Annotated in this window: 17 protein-coding genes; 12 read left to right on the top strand and 5 right to left on the bottom strand. The window is 68.7% G+C overall.

Annotated elements, in window-relative coordinates:
* Nucleotides 1-83: 83 nt before the first annotated feature.
* Nucleotides 84-1,967: a nif-specific transcriptional activator NifA gene (nifA, locus tag H1Q64_RS00895; RefSeq protein ID WP_237904009.1), complete on the bottom strand. Its 1,884-nt coding sequence runs from the start codon at nucleotides 1,965-1,967 to the stop codon at nucleotides 84-86.
* A 367-nt stretch (nucleotides 1,968-2,334) separates the two neighbouring features.
* Between nifA and H1Q64_RS00890 the strand changes: the two genes are divergently transcribed.
* The 3 genes from H1Q64_RS00890 to H1Q64_RS00880 are packed head-to-tail and all read left to right on the top strand — an operon-like array spanning nucleotide 2,335 to nucleotide 4,867.
* Nucleotides 2,335-2,985 (top strand): TetR/AcrR family transcriptional regulator, encoded by a 651-nt coding sequence (locus tag H1Q64_RS00890; protein ID WP_237904008.1) that lies wholly within the window; start codon nucleotides 2,335-2,337, stop codon nucleotides 2,983-2,985.
* Complete coding sequence (locus tag H1Q64_RS00885; RefSeq protein WP_237904007.1) at nucleotides 2,982-3,929, top strand: HlyD family secretion protein; 948 nt, start codon at nucleotides 2,982-2,984, stop codon at nucleotides 3,927-3,929. The genes H1Q64_RS00890 and H1Q64_RS00885 overlap by 4 nt, the downstream gene beginning before the upstream one ends.
* Entirely contained in the window at nucleotides 3,926-4,867 is a 942-nt protein-coding gene (locus tag H1Q64_RS00880) for an ABC transporter ATP-binding protein (protein ID WP_237904006.1), read from the top strand. Before H1Q64_RS00885 ends, H1Q64_RS00880 begins: the two co-directional genes overlap by 4 nt.
* A gap of 71 nt (nucleotides 4,868-4,938) precedes the next feature.
* Here H1Q64_RS00880 and H1Q64_RS00875 read toward each other — a convergent pair whose 3' ends face one another.
* On the bottom strand, nucleotides 4,939-5,307 hold the full coding sequence (locus tag H1Q64_RS00875) for a hypothetical protein (RefSeq protein WP_237904005.1): 369 nt from the start codon (nucleotides 5,305-5,307) through the stop codon (nucleotides 4,939-4,941).
* 143 nt (nucleotides 5,308-5,450) lie between these two features.
* Here H1Q64_RS00875 and H1Q64_RS00870 point away from each other — a divergent pair, with 143 nt between their 5' ends.
* The 8 genes from H1Q64_RS00870 (at nucleotide 5,451) to pcsA (ending at nucleotide 14,261) form a co-directional block, all read left to right on the top strand.
* Nucleotides 5,451-6,584, top strand: a complete 1,134-nt coding sequence (locus H1Q64_RS00870; RefSeq protein ID WP_237904004.1) for an ABC transporter permease — start codon at nucleotides 5,451-5,453, stop codon at nucleotides 6,582-6,584.
* Nucleotides 6,585-6,782: 198 nt separating this feature from the next.
* Nucleotides 6,783-7,694 (top strand): penicillin-insensitive murein endopeptidase, encoded by a 912-nt coding sequence (gene mepA / locus H1Q64_RS00865; protein ID WP_237904003.1) that lies wholly within the window; start codon nucleotides 6,783-6,785, stop codon nucleotides 7,692-7,694.
* A gap of 149 nt (nucleotides 7,695-7,843) precedes the next feature.
* A complete protein-coding gene (locus H1Q64_RS00860; protein WP_237904002.1) occupies nucleotides 7,844-8,809 on the top strand; it encodes an SAM-dependent methyltransferase in 966 nt (321 codons plus the stop codon).
* 120 nt (nucleotides 8,810-8,929) lie between these two features.
* Nucleotides 8,930-9,055: a type B 50S ribosomal protein L36 gene (gene ykgO / locus H1Q64_RS00855; RefSeq protein ID WP_012973122.1), complete on the top strand. Its 126-nt coding sequence runs from the start codon at nucleotides 8,930-8,932 to the stop codon at nucleotides 9,053-9,055.
* A 225-nt stretch (nucleotides 9,056-9,280) separates the two neighbouring features.
* Nucleotides 9,281-10,768: an FAD-linked oxidase C-terminal domain-containing protein gene (locus H1Q64_RS00850; protein WP_237904001.1), complete on the top strand. Its 1,488-nt coding sequence runs from the start codon at nucleotides 9,281-9,283 to the stop codon at nucleotides 10,766-10,768.
* Nucleotides 10,769-10,778: 10 nt separating this feature from the next.
* On the top strand, nucleotides 10,779-12,032 hold the full coding sequence (glcE, locus tag H1Q64_RS00845) for a glycolate oxidase subunit GlcE (RefSeq protein WP_237904000.1): 1,254 nt from the start codon (nucleotides 10,779-10,781) through the stop codon (nucleotides 12,030-12,032).
* A gap of 7 nt (nucleotides 12,033-12,039) precedes the next feature.
* On the top strand, nucleotides 12,040-13,386 hold the full coding sequence (gene glcF / locus H1Q64_RS00840; protein WP_237903999.1) for a glycolate oxidase subunit GlcF: 1,347 nt from the start codon (nucleotides 12,040-12,042) through the stop codon (nucleotides 13,384-13,386).
* Nucleotides 13,387-13,523: 137 nt separating this feature from the next.
* A complete protein-coding gene (gene pcsA / locus H1Q64_RS00835) occupies nucleotides 13,524-14,261 on the top strand; it encodes a phosphatidylcholine synthase (RefSeq protein ID WP_237903998.1) in 738 nt (245 codons plus the stop codon).
* Nucleotides 14,262-14,267: 6 nt separating this feature from the next.
* Here the strand turns inward: pcsA and H1Q64_RS00830 are convergent, their stop codons facing one another.
* From H1Q64_RS00830 to H1Q64_RS00820, 3 genes are all read right to left on the bottom strand, one after another.
* Nucleotides 14,268-14,543, bottom strand: a complete 276-nt coding sequence (locus H1Q64_RS00830; RefSeq protein ID WP_237903997.1) for a hypothetical protein — start codon at nucleotides 14,541-14,543, stop codon at nucleotides 14,268-14,270.
* An 86-nt stretch (nucleotides 14,544-14,629) separates the two neighbouring features.
* A complete protein-coding gene (locus H1Q64_RS00825) occupies nucleotides 14,630-15,307 on the bottom strand; it encodes a hypothetical protein (protein WP_237903996.1) in 678 nt (225 codons plus the stop codon).
* A gap of 135 nt (nucleotides 15,308-15,442) precedes the next feature.
* Nucleotides 15,443-17,242: an acyl-CoA dehydrogenase gene (locus tag H1Q64_RS00820; RefSeq protein ID WP_237903995.1), complete on the bottom strand. Its 1,800-nt coding sequence runs from the start codon at nucleotides 17,240-17,242 to the stop codon at nucleotides 15,443-15,445.
* Between the two features lie 254 nt (nucleotides 17,243-17,496).
* Between H1Q64_RS00820 and H1Q64_RS00815 the strand changes: the two genes are divergently transcribed.
* Complete coding sequence (locus H1Q64_RS00815; protein ID WP_237903994.1) at nucleotides 17,497-18,537, top strand: hypothetical protein; 1,041 nt, start codon at nucleotides 17,497-17,499, stop codon at nucleotides 18,535-18,537.

The following is an 18,537-nucleotide window of genomic DNA, read 5'->3' as shown; positions in this document are numbered from 1 at the left end:
CACACCCGGTCACCTGTCCCGGTTGTGCAACCGCATGCCCCTCGTTCCTCTGGGGAGAAAGGCGCCGGGCGGCTCGGCACTCCTCAGAAGCGCTTGATCTCGATGTTGTACTTGCGCAGGGCGTAGCTCACCTGACGGGTGGTCATGCCGAGAAGGCGGGCGGCCTTGGCCTGCACCCAGCCGGTGCGCTCCATCGCCCAGAGCAGGCGGTCGCGCAGCGATCCCGACTCCGGCTCGTCCAGCGGCACCTCGGCGGCGAGGGGCGGAGCGGCATTGGCCGTCGACGTAGGCGCGGGAGCCGCGGCGGCGGGCACGCTCGGCTCGGGCAGGGGCAGCGGGATCAGGGGGACCGGAACCACTGGCTGGGCGGCGCCGCAGACCGGCGACGGGCCGGCGGAACAGCCCGACGCGCAGGCCGGCCACGCGCCGCCGCCGGCACCGGCCGGTTCCGGCATCGGGGCGGGCATGGCCGGGGTCTTCGGCGCGTTGGCCGGCGCCGGAACGCCGGGGCGCCCCGGAGGCACGCGGTTGACGGACCCTGGCCCCATGGACGGGGCGAGCCCGCCGACCGAAGCGCCCAGCGTGCGGTACTGGAAGAGGACCGAAGAGTTGCAGAGATTGAGGCTGCAGGACAGCGACTCGGTGCGGATGATGCCGTCGCGCGACTGGGTGGCCGCGCGCTCGATACAGTTCTCCAGTTCGCGCACGTTGCCGGGCCAGGTGCAGCGGTTCAGCACCTCCAGCGCCTCATCCTCCATGACGAGGGCCATACCGTTGTCCTTGGCGAACTTCGCCACGAAATGGCGGGCCAGCGGGCCGATGTCCTGGCGCCGTTCGCGCAGCGGCGGCAGATGGATCGTCACCACGTTGATGCGGAAATACAGGTCGGCGCGGAACTTGCCGTGGCCGACCGCCTCCTCCAGGTTCAGGTTGGTGGCGCAGATCAGCCGGACGTCGGTCTTGATGGTCTTGGACCCGCCGACCCGCTCGAACTCCTGCTCCTGCAGCACGCGCAGCAGCTTGGCCTGGAAGTTGGGCGAGATGTCGCCGATCTCGTCGAGGAACAGCGTGCCGCCCGACGCCAGCTCGAACCGGCCCTTGTGGTCCTTCTGCGCGCCGGTGAAGGCGCCCTTCTCATGGCCGAACAGCTCCGATTCCAGGAGCGATTCGGGCAGGGCGGCGCAGTTCACGCGGATGAAGGGGGCATCCTTGCGCGGCGACATGTTGTGGATGGCCCGAGCGATCAGCTCCTTGCCGGTGCCGCTCTCGCCGCGGATCAGCACGGTGGACTTGAAGGGCGCCACCCGGTGGACCTGGGCCATCACCTCCAGCATGTTGGGGCTGGTGCAGACCACGTCGTTGATTGGGGCGGCGATGGGGCGCAGCTCCTTCTGCATGCGGAAGGTTTCCCGCATCATGAAGCGGCGCTCCTCGGCCACGGTGCGGTGCAGCCGCACGGTCTGGCCGATCAGGTTGGCGACCATGGTCAGGAAGCGCACGTCGCTGCCGAAATGGCCCTGCGGCCCTTCGTCGGAAATGCGGTCGATGGTCAGCACGCCGACGACCACCCCCGCAGCCTTGATCGGCACGCCGACCAGCGAGGCCACCTGCTCGTCCAGGTCCTCGCGCCCGCCGGTGCGGTTGAGGAACAGCGGCTCCTCCGCCAGATTGGGGACGACGGCGGGCATGCCGGTCTTCAGGATGCGACCGGTGATGCCTTCCCCGTCGCGGAATTCGATTTGCGCCGCGGCCTCGTTCGACAGGCCGTTCGCGGCGACCAGCCGCAGCACATTGTCCTCGCCGACCAGATAGACGCGCCCGCGGTGCATCTGCAGCTGGTAGGCCAGCGCGCGAAGCACCTCGCGCAACGTCTGCTGGAGGTCGAGAGAAGAACCGAGGATCTTGCTGACCTCATAGATGGTCAGCAGTTCCAGGTTCGACGTGGACTGGCGCATTGCACCCGGCATGATCGACACCCCCTGCTCAACCGGGACTCCGGACGCCGCGCACCAGCGCGCTCGTCGAATTGATCCCGGCACGGCGCCTTGAACCGTTCCTCCCGGGGTGGGGTGTGCGCTCGTTGCTGATCGGCGCCTTTGACCACCGGTGCGCCCGCCGCGCGTGCTTCCGTGACAAGCCGTTCGCGCTGCGGACTGTCGAAAGTTTCGGAAACTCTCGGTCGAAAGGCAAGCCCTTTTGCATATCAGTTGCTGCGACGCACAATGACTTATGGCTGCGGCAGAACGGCGCAACCCTTGAGAAAACTGGAGTTTCCACCGGCAAACAGCTAATAACTGACTGGTCAGTAATATTTTCTCCACCCTGGAGAACGGCATGCCGGAGGATGATCCCGCCGCTCCGCGCTGGCGCCGACGCAAGCAGGCGCGCCCCCGGGAGATCGTCGACGCGGCCCTGACCGTCTTCGGCGAGCGCGGCTTCGCGGCGGCCCGGCTGGAGGACGTCGCGGCGCAGGCCGGGGTCAGCAAGGGCACGCTCTACCTCTACTTCCCGAACAAGGAGGAGCTGTTCAAGGCGGTGGTCCGCGAGGCCATCCTGCCCAACCTGGACATGGCCGAGCGTCTCCTGGCCGGGGCGCAGGGGCCGAGCTTCGCCGTTCTGGAAACGCTGCTGACCCTCTTCGCGACGCGCATCCTGAAATCCCGCGCCGGCGCCATCCCCAAGCTGATCATCGCCGAGGCCGGCAATTTTCCCGATCTCGCCCGCTTCTATTACGACGAGGTGATCCGCCGCGCCTTCGCCCTGCTGGCGGCGGTTCTGGAGCGCGGCATGGCGCGCGGGGAGTTCCGCCCGGTGGATGTCGAGTCGACCGTCCGGCTGATCGTGGCGCCGATGCTGATGAGCGCGCTGTGGCGCTCCTCCTTCGAGGCGCTGGAGGGCCGCCCGCCAGACGTGGCGGCTCTGCTGGCCGCCCATCTCGACGCGCTGCGCCGGACGCTCGCCCCGGAGGGAGGGCCGCCGTCATGAGCTGGATCGCCGAAACGCTGGCGGCGGCCTTGTCCGTCCTCGGGCTGGGTGGCGGGGACGCCGTGCCGCTGGCCCACGGCTACGCCGAGGGCGAGTATCTGCGCATCGCCGCCCCGGTGGCCGGGACGCTCGACACGCTGGCGGTGACGCGCGGCGGGCGGGTGGAGGCGGGCGCCCCCCTCTTCGCGCTCGACCGCACCAGCGCGCGGGCGGAGCGCGAGCGGCTGGCCGCTGCGCTGGCGCAGGCGCGGTCGCAGCTTGCCGACCTGCGGACCGGCCGGCGCCCCGACGAGCTGGCGGTGGTCGCCGCCCAGCGCGCGCAGGCCGAAGCGGCGCTGCGCTATTCCGAAGCGGAGCTGACACGGCAGCAGACCCTGGTGGCGCGCAAGGTCAGTTCCGACGACCGGCTGGACGCCGCCCGCGCCAGCCGCGACGGCGACCGTGCGCGATTGGAGGAGCTGACCGCGCAACTGGCCGTCTCCAACCTGCCGGCCCGCCCCGACCAGATCCGCGCCGCCGAGGACGCCGTCGCCCAAGCCGAGGCGGCGCTGGCCCAGGCGGACAAGCGGCTCGCTGAGCTGGCTCCGCTGGCGCCTGAGGCGGCGCTGGTCGAGGACACCCTGTTCAACCCCGGCGAATGGGTGCCGGCGGGCGCCCCGGTGGTGTCGCTTCTGCCGCCGGGGAAGCGGAAGCTGGTGCTCTTCGTCCCGGAACCGCTGATGGCCCGCGTCCGTCCCGGTGACCGGGTGGCGGTGCGCTGCGACGGTTGCCCGCCCGGCCTGTCGGCGCGCGTGACCTATGTGGCCCCGCGGGTGGAATACACCCCGCCGGTGATCTACAGCGTCGGCAGCCGCGAGAAGCTGGTCTTCCGCGTGGAAGCGCGGCTGGAGGACGGTGCGACGCTCAACCCCGGTCTGCCGGTGGATGTGGAACTGCCGCCATGACCGGAGACGCTGCCATCGACGTGCGCGGTCTGGTCAAGCGCTTCGGCGCCAAGACGGTGGTGGATGGCTTCTCCATCCGGGTGGCGCGCGGGCAGATCTACGGCTTCCTGGGGCCGAACGGGTCGGGCAAGACGACGACCATCCGCATGCTCTGCGGGCTGCTGACCCCCGACGCCGGGGAGGGGACCTGCCTCGGGCTCGACATCCGCCGCCAGAGCGCCGCCATCAAGCGGCAGGTCGGCTATATGACCCAGAAGTTCAGCTTCTGGGAGGATCTGAGCATCGCCGAGAATTTGGATTTCGTCGCCCGCATGTATGGACTGCCGGACCGGCGGCGGAAGGTCGCCGCGGCGCTGGAGCGGCTGGGGCTGGGCAACCGGCGGGAGCAGCTGGCGGGGGCGTTGTCGGGTGGCTGGAAGCAGCGTTTGGCGCTGGCCGCCTGCATCCTGCACGAGCCGAAGCTGCTTCTCCTCGACGAGCCGACCGCTGGGGTCGATCCCAAGGCGCGGCGGGAGTTCTGGGACGAGATCCACCGGCTGGCCGACGACGGGCTGACCGTGCTGGTCAGCACCCATTACATGGACGAGGCGGAGCGCTGCCACGCTATCGCCTACCTCGCCTACGGCCGGTTGATGACCCAGGGCAGCGTGGAGGAGGTGATCGCCAACTCGGGTCTGGTCACCTACGAGGTCGGCGCGCGGGGGGCGGGCGGGGCGGACCTCGGGCGCGTCGCGGCGGCGCTGCGCGACCGTCCGGGTGTCGAGATGGTCGCCGCCTTCGGCGCCCGTCTGCACGTCAGTGGCGGTGATGGTGCGGAGCTTGAGGAGGCGTTGCGTCCCTGGGCCGCCGACTCGGGCCTGCTGGTGCGGCGGACGGAGCCAACGCTGGAGGACGTGTTCATCCATCTGATGAACCGCAGCACGGACAATTTCGCATGACCGCGCCGCCGGCGGGCAAAGTCAGGCCGTCCCCACAGCCTTGCGAAAGACGGTGCGGGGACGGCGCGCGGTCATTCGATCGACGCGGAGGTCACTCCTGTGTTCTTGTTCCAACGCAGCGTCAGCTTGGAGATCTTGCAGAGATTCAGATTCTGCCAGACCGCCGACTCACCGTCGTCGTAGATGACCTTCATGTCCCACTTGCAGGTCTTCTCGGCCTTGCCGAAGCTCAGTTCGAACTCCTCGCCGTCGTCGAGGACGTCACGGCCGAGGATGTCTTCGTCCCACTTCTCGTTGGCGGACTCGCTGACGTAGATGTGCTTCAGCGCGTAGCCCGTCTCGTTCGCGATGGTGAAGTCCTGTTGCCCGGCCAGGGCGGCGCCATGAAACAGGAACAGGGCGGCGACGGCGGCGGCGCCCTTGGCAAGAATAGATGTCATGGTATGTTTCCCGCATACGAGTTAATCCATTTGGACGGTGCTTCAAGCAATTTCGATATGTCAATGGGGGTCAAGTTGCCCGCTGCGACATTGAAGTAAAAGTTGTGTTTCTATTTTGAAATGCACGGCTGGGGAGGGGCGTCATGGCGCGGTTTTCCTTCGCGCGTTTCGTCGCTGTGATGGTGAAGGAGTTCATCCAGATGCGGCGCGACCGGCTGACCTTCGCCATGATGGTGGGGGTGCCGGTGCTCCAGCTCGTGCTGTTCGGCTTCGCCATCAACTCCGATCCCAAGAGCCTGCCGACCGCCGTCCACGCTGCCGACTCCAGCCCCTTCGCGCGCACGCTGGTGTCGGCCATGGTGAATTCCGGCTATTTCGACGTGACCCGCGGCGCCGGCAGCCCGGCGGAGCTGGACCGTCTGCTGGCGGAAGGGCGGGTGCAGTTCGCCGTCACCATTCCCGCCGGCTTCGCCCGCGACCTGCAGCGGGGCGAGCGGCCCGTGCTGCTGGTCGAGGCCGACGCGACTGACCCGGCGGCGACCAGCAACGCGCTGTCCGCCCTGTCCACCCTCGCGCGGCAGGCGCTGGACCCCGATCTGACCGGGCCGCTGGCCCATCTGCGCTCCACGCCCGACCCGGTCGAGCTGCGGGTCCACCGCCGCTACAACCCGGAGGGCATCACCCAGTACAACGTGGTGCCCGGCCTGATGGGCGTCGTCCTGACCATGACCATGGTGATGATGACCGCGCTGGCCGTCACCCGCGAGCGTGAGCGCGGGACGATGGAGAATCTGCTGGCGATGCCGGTCCGCCCGTTCGAGGTGATGCTTGGCAAGATCGTGCCCTTCATCCTGGTCGGCTACATCCAGGTCGTCATCATCGTCCTGGCCGCCCGGCTTCTCTTCGGCGTGCCCATTGTCGGCAGTCTGGCCTTGCTGTCCGCCGTGCTGGTGCTGTTCATCGCCGCCAATCTGGCAGTGGGCTTCACCTTCTCCACCGTGGCGAAGAACCAGCTCCAGGCGATGCAGATGTCCTTCTTCTTCTTTCTGCCGTCGATGCTGCTGTCCGGCTTCATGTTTCCCTTCCGCGGCATGCCCGGCTGGGCGCAGGCGGTGGGGGAGATTCTGCCGCTGACCCATTTCCTGCGCATCGTCCGCGGCATCCTCCTGAAAGGCAACGGTCCGGCGGAAATCGCCGGGGAGGTGGCGGCGCTGCTGCTCTTCCTGGCGGTGGTCACGGTGGTCGCGCTGAAACGTTATCGACAGACCTTGGACTGAGCAGTAAACGGGGGCTGGGCAGGGGGCCGGGCGTGGCCCTTCATCCTTGTCGTCAAGTCGAAACCGGTTGTGACATGAGCGTGAGCCTCACGTTTCGTTAAGAAACATTGGCTCTAATCTTTCCCAATTGGCGGTCCTTGGGGGAAGATGATGGGGCGCTTGGCGATTGGCCCGACGATCGGGATTCTTGCGGCGGCCTTGGTCGCAGCCGGCTTGATCGCCGCCGCTCTCGCCGGACCGGCCGAGGCCGGATCACCCAAGAAGAAGAAGCCAGCACCGCCGGTTCCCAATTCCATCGCCTGGAGTCAGGTGAGCGGTCCCGCCCTGGGACCGGCCCAGTCCATCGGCGGCTACGCCGCGGGCTGCATCACGGGGGCGCAGGCCCTGCCGGGGGAGGGCACCGGCTATCAGGTGATCCGCATGTCCCGCCAACGCTATTACGGCCATCCGGAACTGATCGACTATCTGAAGGGCTTTGGGCGGAAGGTCGCGGCGGCCGGGCTGGGGACAGCGCTGATCGGCGACATGGGGCAGGCGCGCGGCGGACCGATGAGCTTCGGCCACGCCAGCCACCAGATCGGGCTCGACGCCGACGTCTGGCTGCGGCTCGACCATCCGCCGATGGGGCGCAACGCGCGGGAAAGTCTGGCCGAGATCAAGTACGTCGATTACGGGCGCGTCCGCGTCACCGAGGACTGGTCGGAGCGGCAGGCCCAACTCGTCCGCATCGCCGCCAGCGACCCGCGGGTCACGCGGATCTTCGTGAATCCGGCGATCAAGCTCGCCATGTGCCGCCATCCCTGGCCGGACCGCGCCTTCCTGCGCAAGCTGCGGCCCTGGCACGGCCATGACGGGCACATGCACATCCGGCTGGGCTGCCCGGCGGGAAGCCCGCAGTGCGAGGACCAGCGCGACATTCCCGACGGCGACGGCTGCGGCGACGAGGTCGCGTCCTGGCTCGGCTCCGTCTATCCGGTGGTGGAGAGGCACAACGGCAAGCCGCAGCCGCGCTACGTCAACATGCCGCCCGCCTGCACGCCGGTGCTGCGCGCCGCCGGAACGCGGGTCGCCGCCATGGACGATCCGCGCGCGGAGAAGGCGTTACGGTAATGTGACGCAGGATTTTGCGCTTGCACGGGCGGAGCGCCCGGATACTGTGAAAGTCGGAATGAATTCGTTCGCGCGGCGGAAACGCTATATCCGCCGCGCGAACGAACCGGTCGTCCGGCGGTCCAGGCAACGGGGCAGGCGCGAAGGCGATGAGCGATAACAGCGGACACGATCACGCGGGCGCTCCCCGCATCACGCTCAAGACCCGCCTTCACGCCTGGTGGGAGGGGTACGACCTCTCCGCCCTGAAGGGCAGGGGCGGCGAGGAGGACGGCAAATCGCAGGCTGGCGCCGCTCCGGCCCAACCCGCCACCCGTGGGCACGGTCCCGGCGTGAACCGCTGGGGCAAACCGCTGTGGAGCGCCACGCGGATCGAGGTGGCGGAGAAGCTGTGGGGTGAGGGCTTCAACACGCCGGGCGGCCACGACCACATCCCCTATCTGGTGAAGCCGCTGGGACTCAATCCGGCGATGAGCGTGCTGGACCTGTCCGCCGGACTGGGCGGCACCAGCCGCACCATGGCGAGCAAGTACGGCTGCTGGGTCACCGGGCTGGAGGCCGCGGAGATCCTGGCAAAGGAGGGGATGATCCGCTCCTTCAAGGAGGGGCTGGAGAAGAAGGCCCCGATCGAAACCTACGACCCGGAGAATTTCAGCTATCCCAAGCGCGTGGACGCCATCGTCTACAAGGAGGGGATGTTCTCCGTCCGCGGCAAGGACCAGCTGTTCGATGGGATGGAACTGGCGCTGAAGCCGCGCGGCCATCTGCTGATGACCGATTATGTGATCGAGCCGGCGCTGGCCGGGGCTAAGGCCGTCCAGATCTGGTGCGACAAGGAACCGATGCAGCCGCATCTTTGGTCCAAGGACCAGATGGCCGCCGCCTTCGCCCAGCGGAACCTGGACCTGCGAATCGCCGAGGACATCACCGACACCCACCGCGGCCTGATCGTGAGCGCCATCCAGGGGTTGGTCGAGCATCTGGAGCGCCATCATCTGGATCACGAGACCAAGCTCGCCGTGATGGACGAGGTCGAACTGTGGGTCCGCCGCGTGTCCGCCATCGAGGCGGGCATGAAGGTGTGCCGTTTCTACGCGCTGAAACCGGCGGAGTAGCGTCGAAACGGCCGCGTCCGGCGGGAAACGCAACCGCGACGGGGGCCGTTGACAGCGGGGGTGCGCCGCACTATGGTGCGCGCCTTCGATCGAGCCGCCGACCGACCAGGATGAAGAACTATGAAGATCGTTAACTCTCTCAAGTCGATGAAGACGCGCCACAAGGCCTGCCGCGTGATCCGCCGCAAGGGCCGCGTCTACGTCATCAACAAGCAGAACCCGCGCTTCAAGGCCCGCCAGGGCTGAGACCGGCGGCCGGGTCCGCCCGGCCGACAAGCACAGGGTTTCTCGCAAGAGCCGCGCCTTTCGGGCGCGGCTCTTGCGTTTTTGGGGTTTTGGCCATTTGGGATTCGGGCCGGACCTTTGGCCGATCCCTCACCGGCTTGTGTCCTTCCCGCCGGCAATGATACCACTGGTTACGGAATGCATCCGGAGCCAACCGGTGCGAATCATGGGGGAGGACGGCCGGCCATGCGGATGCCCGCGCCCGACGACGGCGTCATCGCGCGCCGCCGAGAGATCATCGCAGCGCTGCGGGCCATCGTGCCCGGCGAGGGGGTGATCGCCGATGAAAGCGAACTGCGCGCCTATGAATGCGACGGGCTGACCGCCTACCGTCAGCTTCCCATGGTCGTGGTGCTGCCCAGCACGGTGGAGCAGGTGAGCCGGGTGCTCAGGACCTGCAAGGAAATGGGGGTGAAGGTGGTGCCGCGCGGCGCCGGCACCTCCCTGTCGGGCGGGGCGCTGCCGCTGGCCGACGGCGTGCTGCTGGGAATGGGCAAGTTCAACCGCATCCTCGACATCGACTTCGCCAACCGCTGCGTGGTAACCCAGCCCGGGGTGACCAACCTCGGCATCTCCAACGCGGTGGCGCATGAGGGCTTCTATTACGCGCCCGACCCCTCCAGCCAGATCGCCTGCACCATCGGCGGCAACATCGCCGAGAATTCCGGCGGGGTGCATTGCCTGAAATACGGGCTGACCACCAACAACGTGCTGGGGCTGGAGATGGTGCTGATGGACGGCACCGTCCTACGGCTGGGCGGTAAGCATCTCGACGCCGGCGGCTACGATCTGATGGGCGTCGTCACCGGCTCCGAAGGGCTGCTGGGGGTGGTGACCGAGGTCACGGTGCGCATCCTCAAGAAGCCGGCCACCGCCCGCGCCGTTCTGATCGGCTTCCCGACCAGCGAGCAGGGCGGCGATTGCGTGGCCTCCATCATCGCCGCGGGCATCATCCCCGGCGGCATGGAGATGATGGACAAGCCGGCCATCCACGCGGCGGAGGATTTCGTCCACGCCGGCTATCCGCTGGACGTCGAGGCCCTGTTGATCGTCGAACTGGACGGCCCGGCGGCGGAGGTCGACCACCTGATTGATCGGGTGGCGGAGATCGCGCGGTCCAAGGGCTGCTGCTACTCCCGAGTCTCGACCTCGGAGGAAGAGCGGCTGTCCTTCTGGGCCGGGCGCAAGGCGGCCTTCCCGGCGGTGGGGCGCATCAGCCCCGACTACTACTGCATGGACGGCACCATCCCGCGCAAGGCGCTGCCCCTGGTGCTGCACCGCATGCAGGAGATGTCCGACCGCTACGCGCTGCGGGTCGCCAACGTCTTCCACGCGGGCGACGGCAACCTGCACCCGCTGATCCTCTACGACGCCAACAAGCCGGGCGAGCTGGAGCGGGCGGAGGCCTTCGGCAACGACATCCTGCGCCTGTGCGTGGAAGTCGGCGGCGTGCTGACCGGCGAGCATGGCGTGGGGGTGGAGAAGCGCGACCTGATGACCGACCAGTTCGACGAGGTCGATCTCGACCAGCAGCAGCGCATCAAATGCGCCTTCGACCCCGACGGGCTGCTGAACCCCGGCAAGGTCTTCCCCAAGCTGCACCGCTGCGCCGAGCTGGGCCGCGTGCACATCCACAAGGGGGAGCTGCGCTTCCCCGACATCCCCCGCTTTTGAGGCCATCCGCATGACCGTGACCACCGTCAAGCCCGACTCGGCGGTCCAGGCCGCCGACGCGGTGCGCTGGGCCTTATCGGAAGGGACGCCGCTGGACGTCGCCGGTTCGGGGTCCAAGCGCGGCCTCGGGCGTCCGATCCAGACCGCCTACACCCTCGACCTGTCCGGCCTGTCCGGGGTCGTCGCCTACGAGGCGGAGGAGCTGGTGCTGACCGCCAGGGCCGGCACGCCGATGGCCGAGATCCTGCCGATGCTGGCGGAGCGGCGGCAGCAGCTTGCCTTCGAGCCGCAGGACCTCGGGCCGCTGTTCGGACGGCCGGAGGGGCAGGGGACGCTGGGCGGGGTGGTCGCCAGCGGGCTGGCCGGGCCAAGGCGCATCAGCGCCGGCTCCGCCCGCGACCACACGCTGGGCATCGAGGGGGTGAACGGGCGCGGCGACCTCTACAAGGGCGGCGGCAAGGTGGTGAAGAACGTCACCGGCTACGATGTGCCCAAGCTGATGGCCGGCTCCTTCGGGACGCTGACCGTCCTGACCGAGCTGACGGTGAAGGTGCTGCCGGCGCCGGAGGACGTCCGGACGCTGCTGCTGACCGGACGCGAGGACGCCGGGGCCGTGGCGGCCCTGACCGCGGCGCTGCAGAGCCCCTACGATGTGTCCGGCGCCGCCCATCTGCCGGCCGCGGTGGCGGCGCGCTCGCAGGTGCGGGCGATCGCCGGGGCGGGCGGGGCGGTCACGCTGGTGCGGGTGGAAGGCTTCGGCCCGTCCGTCACCGCCCGTGTCGCCGCGCTGAAGGACGAGCTTGGCGCCGACGCCGTGCTCGACCTGGACGAGTCGCGGGCGGTGTGGAAGGAAGTCAGGGACGTGGCGTATTTTGGGCCCACTCCCTCCCCTGCGTCAGCGGGGGAGGGCCGGGGTGGGGGCGACGACTCCCGCCACGTCTGGAAAATCTCCGTCCAGCCCTCCGAAGGGCCGCGCGTGGCGGAGTCGATCCGCTGGGCGCTCGACGCGGAGCTGTATTTCGACTGGGGCGGCGGTCTGATCTGGGCGGCGGTGGCGCCGACGCCCGACGCCGCCTCCGCGATCCGCGGCGCGCTGGGCACCGCCGGCCACGCGACTCTGGTGCGCGCGCCCGAGGACGTGCGGATCATGGCGGAGGTGTTCCACCCGCTGCCCGACCCGGTGATGGCGCTGAGCCGCCGGGTGAAGGAAAGCTTCGATCCCTGCGGCATCCTGAATCCCGGCCGCATGTACGCGGGAGTGTAAGGCATCCATGCAGACCAACTTCACGCTCACCCAGCTCGCCAACGCCGATTACCGGGATTCCGAGGCGATTCTGCGCAAGTGCGTCCATTGCGGCTTCTGCACGGCGACCTGTCCGACCTACGTCCTGCTGGGCGACGAGTTGGACAGCCCGCGCGGTCGCATCTACCAGATCAAGGACATGCTGGAGAAGGGCGGGCCACCCACCGAGCATCAGGTGAAGCACGTCGACCGCTGCCTCTCCTGCCTGTCCTGCATGACGACTTGCCCATCGGGCGTCAACTACATGCATCTGGTCGATCACGCCCGCGCCCATATCGAGGCGACCCACGCCCGCCCGCCCGCCGACCGCGCCATCCGCGCCCTGCTGGCGCGCGTGCTGCCGAACCCGCGGCTGTTCCGGCTGGCCCTGATCGCCGCTTGGTTCGGCAAGCCCTTCGCCGGGCTGCTGCCGGGACGGCTGGGCGCGCTGCTGGCGCTGGCCCCGAAATCGGTGCCGGGGCCGAGCCACAGCGACCGTCCGGGCAGCCACCCGGCGGTCGGCCCGTGCCGCAAGCGCGCCGCCCTGCTGGTCGGCTGCGCCCAGCAGGTGTTGGCCCCGCAGATCAACGAGGCGACCATCCGCCTGCTGAACCGCCAGGGGGTCGAGGTGGTGGTGGCCAAGGGGGCCGACTGTTGCGGCGCCCTGACCCATCACATGGGCAAGACGGACCTCAGCGATGCCGCCGCGAAGAAGACCATCGACGCCTGGATCGCCGAGATGGACGGGGAGGGGCTGGACGCCATCATCGTCAACACCTCGGGCTGCGGAACCACGGTGAAGGACTACGCCTACCAGTTCCGCGAGGACGCGGAATACGCGCCGAAGGCGCTGCGCGTGGCGGCCATCGCCCGCGACGTGACGGAGTTCCTGGCGGAGATCGGTCTGTCCGCCCCGGTGATCGAGACGGGGCAGGCCATCGCCTACCACTCCGCCTGTTCCATGCAGCACGGCCAGCGCATCAAGGACCCGCCGCAGAATCTGCTGCGCGGCGCCGGTTTCGAGGTGAAGGAGATCCCGGAGGCGCATCTCTGCTGCGGTTCCGCCGGCACTTACAACATGCTTCAGCCGGAGATCGCCGTTCAGTTGCGCGACCGCAAGGTCCGCAACATCGAGAGCACGAAGGCCGCCGCCATCGCCGCCGGCAATCTCGGCTGTATCACCCAGATCGCCACCGGGACCGGGCTGCCCATCGTCCACACGGTCGAGTTGTTGGATTGGGCGACCGGCGGCCCGAAGCCCGACGCGCTGAGGGACAGCCCGGCCTTTGCCGGTCCCGTCCAGGCGCCGGGTGCTGCGGTGCGCGCCGCTGAGTAGGTCGACCATATCCCCTCTCCCCAGAGGGGAGAGGGCTATTCGGACGCATGAGACCTCCTTGCAGGGGACGCACCGACCCGCTTGGACTTTTCGCGCCGTATGGCTAGGTTGGCGCCAACGGGACGATGAGGCGCTCAGTGGACAGCGGGTTCAAGGACGACAGCGACGGCGGTTATGGGATCGGGCGGCGGCTGTCGGCCTGGGGGGTGCACGCCTTCACGGGCAGCGGCGTCGTGCTTGGGCTGCTGGCCCTGCTTGCCGCCGTCAACGGCGAGGCCAAGGCGTGCCTCGGCTGGCTGGGGCTGGCTCTGGTCGTCGACGGGGTGGACGGCACGCTGGCCCGCCGCGCCTCGGTGAAGGAGGTGCTGCCGGGCATCGACGGGTCGGCGCTGGACCTCGTGATCGATTATCTGACCTACGTCGTCGTTCCGGCGGTCTTCATGTACCGCTTCGGCCTGCTGCCGGACGGGCTGGGCGTCGCGCTGGCCGCCTTCATCATGATGACGTCGCTCTACTGCTTCTCGAACACCGGGATGAAGAGCGGCGACAACTACTTCGTCGGCTTTCCGGCGATCTGGAACGTGGTCGCGCTCTATTTGTGGATTCTGGCGCTCGACCCGTGGATCAACACCTCGGTGGTGCTGGTTCTCGGCCTGCTGACCTTCACGACGGTCAAGTTCCTGCATCCCTTCCGGGTGCGCCGCTGGATGCGCCTGAATCTTCTGGTCAGCGGCGCGTGGCTGGCCTCCAGCGCGGCGCTGGTGGTCCTGTATCCGGACCGTCCCGACGCCGTCTGGTACGTCTGGCTGGCCAGCAGCGCCTATTACGCGGCGATCTGCGCGTGGCGGACGCTGCGCGGGCCGGCCGAGGCGTAAAACGCCTCAGGGCTTCTCGGGGGCGGTCTCCCGGTTGACGTCGTCCTTGGCGTCGCGGGCTTTCTGCTGGATGGCCGCCCCGGCGTCCTGCATCATGCGGCCGGCCTCGGCGCCGATGCCCTTGGCGGCCTCGCCCACGCGCTCGGCGGTCTGGTCCACCGCGCGCCCGATCTCCTGGCCGGTCTTCTCCGCCGACTGCTGGTCGTCGCAGGCGGCCAGCAGCGGCAGGGCGAGGAGCGGAAGAGCAAGGACGGCGGTGCGAATCCCGTTACGACGAGCCATGGACTGGTCTCCACAGTTGATTCATGGAGGCGTAACGGTTCACGGGGGCGTTTTGTGCCCGCCCTCCATCAAAAGGGGAGTGTTCCTCAAAAGCGGTAGGAGGCGGTGATGGCGACCACCGGCCAGAAGCGCGCGGCGCGGATCGAATCCTCGACGTCGCGGCGCTGGTCCTCCAGCACGGCGGCGATGGCCGGCGTGGTCGCCACGCCGGGGGCGGTCAGGCTGACGCGCGGGCTGCCCTGGAACAGCACGCCGAGATCCACGCCGACGCTGAAGTTCGGGCTGAAGACCGTGCCGTTGTAGCCGACCCCGACATAGGGGGCGAAGCGGTCGAACTTGGCCTCGCCGTCGAGCTGGCCGGCCTGCTGCGGCGTGACCACCACCCCGCCGAAGCTGCGCGGGCCGGACAGGGTGCCGGTCAGGTCGGCCTTGTTGTAGTTGATCCGCGCGCCGCCGCTGATGCGGAAGCCGGTACCGGCGACGGGATAGACGTCCAGCACCGCCCCGAAGCTGCGCAGCTTCACATCCAGGTCGTAATCGACGCCGGAAATGCCGCGGTCGGTGCTGAAGGTGAACATGTTGCCGCCCAGGCGCAGCCCGAACATCGGATTCACCCGATAGCCGGCCTCCAGCCCCAGACCCAGCGTGCTGGCCTGCGCGCCGACATGGAAGGGGGAGTCGACCGGACCATCCATGGTCTGGGCGGTGGCGGCGGAGGCTCCGGCAACAGCGAGGGCGAAGGCGAGAAGGGCGGCGGTGCGCATGCGGCGTTTCCCCTTGAGACGTCTCGATCGAACGGGGAACGCGGACCAACCGCAAAGGTTGCGGCCGGCGTGGGGCGCCGGCCGCGTTTCAGCTGACTGTGACCAAACCGCCACGATGGTGGGGCATGAGCTTGCTCAGAACTGTTCCTCGCTCAGCGCCATGACCGTGCGGTGGGCGGTCAGGATCGGCAGCAGCAAGCCCGGCCCCTGGGCCAGGATCTGCTCGGCGTAGAAGCGGGCGGTGACCAGCTTGGCCTCCAGGAAGGGGGCGTTGGCGCCGGGCTGGCGCAGCCCGTCCAGCGCCTTGGCGGCGGAGCGGGCGAGCATCCAGCCGCCGGCCACCGTGCCCCACAGCTTCAGATAGTTCACGGCCCCCGCCGCCGCGGCGCGCAGGTCGCCGTCGGCCTGCGTCTTCACCACCCAGGCCACCGCCTGCTCCAGCGCGTCCAGGCCGGCGGACAGGTTGGTCCGGATCGCCTCCATGTCATCGCCGGGGATGCTCTCCAGCTCCGCCACCGTGGCGCGCATCTCCGCGATGAAGGTCCGGGCCGACTCGCCGCCGTCGCGGCCGGTCTTGCGGAAGGTCAGGTCGTTGGCGTGGATGCCGTTGGTGCCTTCGTAGATCGGGGTGATGCGGGCGTCGCGGTAATGCTGGGCGGCCCCCGTCTCCTCGATGAAGCCCATGCCACCGTGGATCTGCACACCGGTGGAGGCAACGTCGCAGCCGATGTCGGTGCTCCACGCCTTCACGATGGGAGTCAGGATGTCGACGCGGGCGGTGGCAGCGGCGCGGGCCGCGGAGTCCTCGTGGTGGCGGGAGACGTCGAGCTGGGTGCCGGCGTAGAGCGCCAGCGCGCGGGCGGCCTCCGTCTTGGCGCGCATGTCCAGCAGCATCCGGCGCACGTCCGGGTGGCGGATGATGGCGACGCCGGAGCCCTTCGGGTCGGCCAGATCCTTGCTCTGCACGCGGCCCTTGGCGTAATCGCGGGCCTGCTGGTAGGCGCGCTCGGCGATCGCCACGCCCTGGATGCCGACGCCGAGGCGGGCGTTGTTCATCATGGTGAACATGTATTCGATGCCGCGGTTCTCCTGACCGACCAGGAAGCCGATGGCGCCGCCGTCGTCGCCGAAGGCCATCACGGCGGTGGGGCTGGCCATGATGCCCAGCTTGTGCTCCAGGCTGGCGCAGCGCAGGTCGTTGCGCGCGCCCGGCGTGCCGTCCGCGTTCGGCAGGAACTTCGGCACGATGAACAGGCTGATGCCCTTGATGCCCGGAGGCGCGTCGTGCAGGCGGGCCAGCACGAGATGGACGATGTTGTCCGTCAGGTCATGTTCGCCGTAGGTGATGAAGATCTTCTGGCCGGTGATGCGGTAGGTCCCGTCCTCCGCCCGCACCGCGCGGGTGCGCACGGCGGCGAGGTCGGAGCCCGCCTGCGGCTCCGTCAGGTTCATGGTGCCGTTCCACTCGCCGGCGATCATCTTCGGCAGGTAGAGCGCCTTCTGCTCCGCGCTGGCGTGCTCGGTGAGCAGATCGACGGCGCCCTGAGTCAGCAGCGGGCACAGGCCGAAGGACAGGTTGGCCGCCTGCCACATCTCGTTCACCGCGAAGGCCACGGTCCATGGCAGTCCCTGCCCGCCATAGTCCGGCTCGAAGGGAAGGCTGTTCCAGCCGCTTTCGATGAACTGGCTGTAGGCGTCCTTCCAGCCGGTCGGCGTGCGGACCACGCCGTTCTCCAGCACCGAGCCTTCCTTGTCGCCGACCCGGTTCAGCGGGGCGAGCACGCCGGAGGCGAACTTGCCGGCTTCCTCCAGCACGGCGTCGACCAGATCGGGGGCCGCCGAATCACAGTTCGGAAGCGCGGCGACCGTTTCGAGGCCGACCACCTCGTTGAGGACAAAGCGGAGGTCATCGACCGGAGCGGTGTAGGGAATCATGGATGGAGCGGCCTCCCGTGACCCGATTGTGCGTGCCCGATTGCGCGTGCCCGATGGTCCGTGAACGCGTCTTGGGCGGTTTACGTGCGCGTCACCATACCGTACCGAATGGTGCATGGCGAGCCTCGCCGTCGGGCATGAATATTGGCATCTGGGTTGCGGTGCGAACAGCGCGCCTGCGACGCAGGAGAGGGCACCGGACTTGGCATCGCGGTTGCAGGAGTGGGGCAGCACCGCTCACAGGGGTTCCTCCCATGACCATCGCCTCCGCCCTTGCCCGTCAGGCCGAATCCGCCGTCCAGGCCGCGAAGACCAGCCGCGGGCCGGAAACTGTCGAGGCAGCGGTCCGCAACGCCAGCGCCAAGACCGGGGTCGATTTTTCCTACCTCATGGAAAAAGCTGCCGTGGAGAGCGGGTACCGGACGGACGTGAAGTCCTCCTCCTCCTCGGCGACCGGGCTCTATCAATTCATCGACAGCACGTGGCTGGCGACGATGCGCGACCATGGGGCGGACCACGGCTACGCCAAATACGCCAACGCGATCCAGACGCGCGGCGACGGGCGCCCCTACGTCACCGATCCCGACCTGAAACGCGAGATCCTCGACCTGCGCAAGGACCCCAACGCCTCGGCCCTGATGGCCGCGGAATACACCCGCGACAACAAGGAGTATCTGGAGGACACGGTCAAAGGGAAGGTCGGCTCCACCGAACTCTACATGGCGCATTTCCTCGGGGCAGGCGGGGCCTCGAAGTTCCTGAACGCCATGCAGGACAACCCAAACCGCGCCGCCAAGGAGCTGTTCCCCGACGCCGCCTCGGCCAACAAGGCGGTGTTCTTCGACAAGGACACCGGCCGGGCCAAGTCGCTGAAGGACATCTACGACCGCTTCGCGACGAAGTTCGCGGAGACGCCCAACGCCGATTTCGCCCCGGCCCAGACCGCCATCGACCGGGTGCGCCGGCAGGACATGCCGGACGGCTTCACCACCCAGGTGCCCAGCATGCCGCAGAAGGCGCTGAACGGCACGCCGCTGTCGATCTACCATGTGCTGGCGCTGAACGCCCTGGAGACGCCGGACGAGGTGGACAGCATCTCCGGCAGGCCCGCCCGCGGCCGCCGTCCGGACGGCGAGGACAAGGACAACCGCCGCATGCGCGACCAGCCGGTCCGCACGGATCAGAACGAGCACACGGGGCTGGGCCTCGGGCTGGGCCTGTCCAAGGTGGTCGGGCAGGGGATCGCAGCTGGGACTGTGGCGACGGACACGACGGCGACCGCGACGGCGGCCTGA

This window comes from Azospirillum brasilense (assembly GCF_022023855.1).
In the GTDB taxonomy this organism is placed as follows: Bacteria; Pseudomonadota; Alphaproteobacteria; order Azospirillales; family Azospirillaceae; genus Azospirillum; species Azospirillum brasilense_F.
The sequence above is the reverse complement of the archived record's forward strand: the minus strand, read 5'-3'. Positions and strand labels throughout refer to the sequence as shown.

Excerpts from the sequence above, each read along its gene's own strand:
- nifA (WP_237904009.1), bottom strand. The coding sequence starts at position 1,967 with ATGCCGGGTGCAATGCGCCAGTCCACGTCGAACCTGGAACTGCTGACC.
- H1Q64_RS00890 (WP_237904008.1), top strand. The coding sequence starts at position 2,335 with ATGCCGGAGGATGATCCCGCCGCTCCGCGCTGGCGCCGACGCAAGCAG.
- H1Q64_RS00885 (WP_237904007.1), top strand. The coding sequence starts at position 2,982 with ATGAGCTGGATCGCCGAAACGCTGGCGGCGGCCTTGTCCGTCCTCGGG.
- H1Q64_RS00880 (WP_237904006.1), top strand. The coding sequence starts at position 3,926 with ATGACCGGAGACGCTGCCATCGACGTGCGCGGTCTGGTCAAGCGCTTC.
- H1Q64_RS00875 (WP_237904005.1), bottom strand. The coding sequence starts at position 5,307 with ATGACATCTATTCTTGCCAAGGGCGCCGCCGCCGTCGCCGCCCTGTTC.
- H1Q64_RS00870 (WP_237904004.1), top strand. The coding sequence starts at position 5,451 with ATGGCGCGGTTTTCCTTCGCGCGTTTCGTCGCTGTGATGGTGAAGGAG.
- H1Q64_RS00860 (WP_237904002.1), top strand. The coding sequence starts at position 7,844 with ATGAGCGATAACAGCGGACACGATCACGCGGGCGCTCCCCGCATCACG.
- ykgO (WP_012973122.1), top strand. The coding sequence starts at position 8,930 with ATGAAGATCGTTAACTCTCTCAAGTCGATGAAGACGCGCCACAAGGCC.
- H1Q64_RS00850 (WP_237904001.1), top strand. The coding sequence starts at position 9,281 with ATGCGGATGCCCGCGCCCGACGACGGCGTCATCGCGCGCCGCCGAGAG.
- glcE (WP_237904000.1), top strand. The coding sequence starts at position 10,779 with ATGACCGTGACCACCGTCAAGCCCGACTCGGCGGTCCAGGCCGCCGAC.
- glcF (WP_237903999.1), top strand. The coding sequence starts at position 12,040 with ATGCAGACCAACTTCACGCTCACCCAGCTCGCCAACGCCGATTACCGG.
- H1Q64_RS00830 (WP_237903997.1), bottom strand. The coding sequence starts at position 14,543 with ATGGCTCGTCGTAACGGGATTCGCACCGCCGTCCTTGCTCTTCCGCTC.
- H1Q64_RS00825 (WP_237903996.1), bottom strand. The coding sequence starts at position 15,307 with ATGCGCACCGCCGCCCTTCTCGCCTTCGCCCTCGCTGTTGCCGGAGCC.
- H1Q64_RS00820 (WP_237903995.1), bottom strand. The coding sequence starts at position 17,242 with ATGATTCCCTACACCGCTCCGGTCGATGACCTCCGCTTTGTCCTCAAC.
- H1Q64_RS00815 (WP_237903994.1), top strand. The coding sequence starts at position 17,497 with ATGACCATCGCCTCCGCCCTTGCCCGTCAGGCCGAATCCGCCGTCCAG.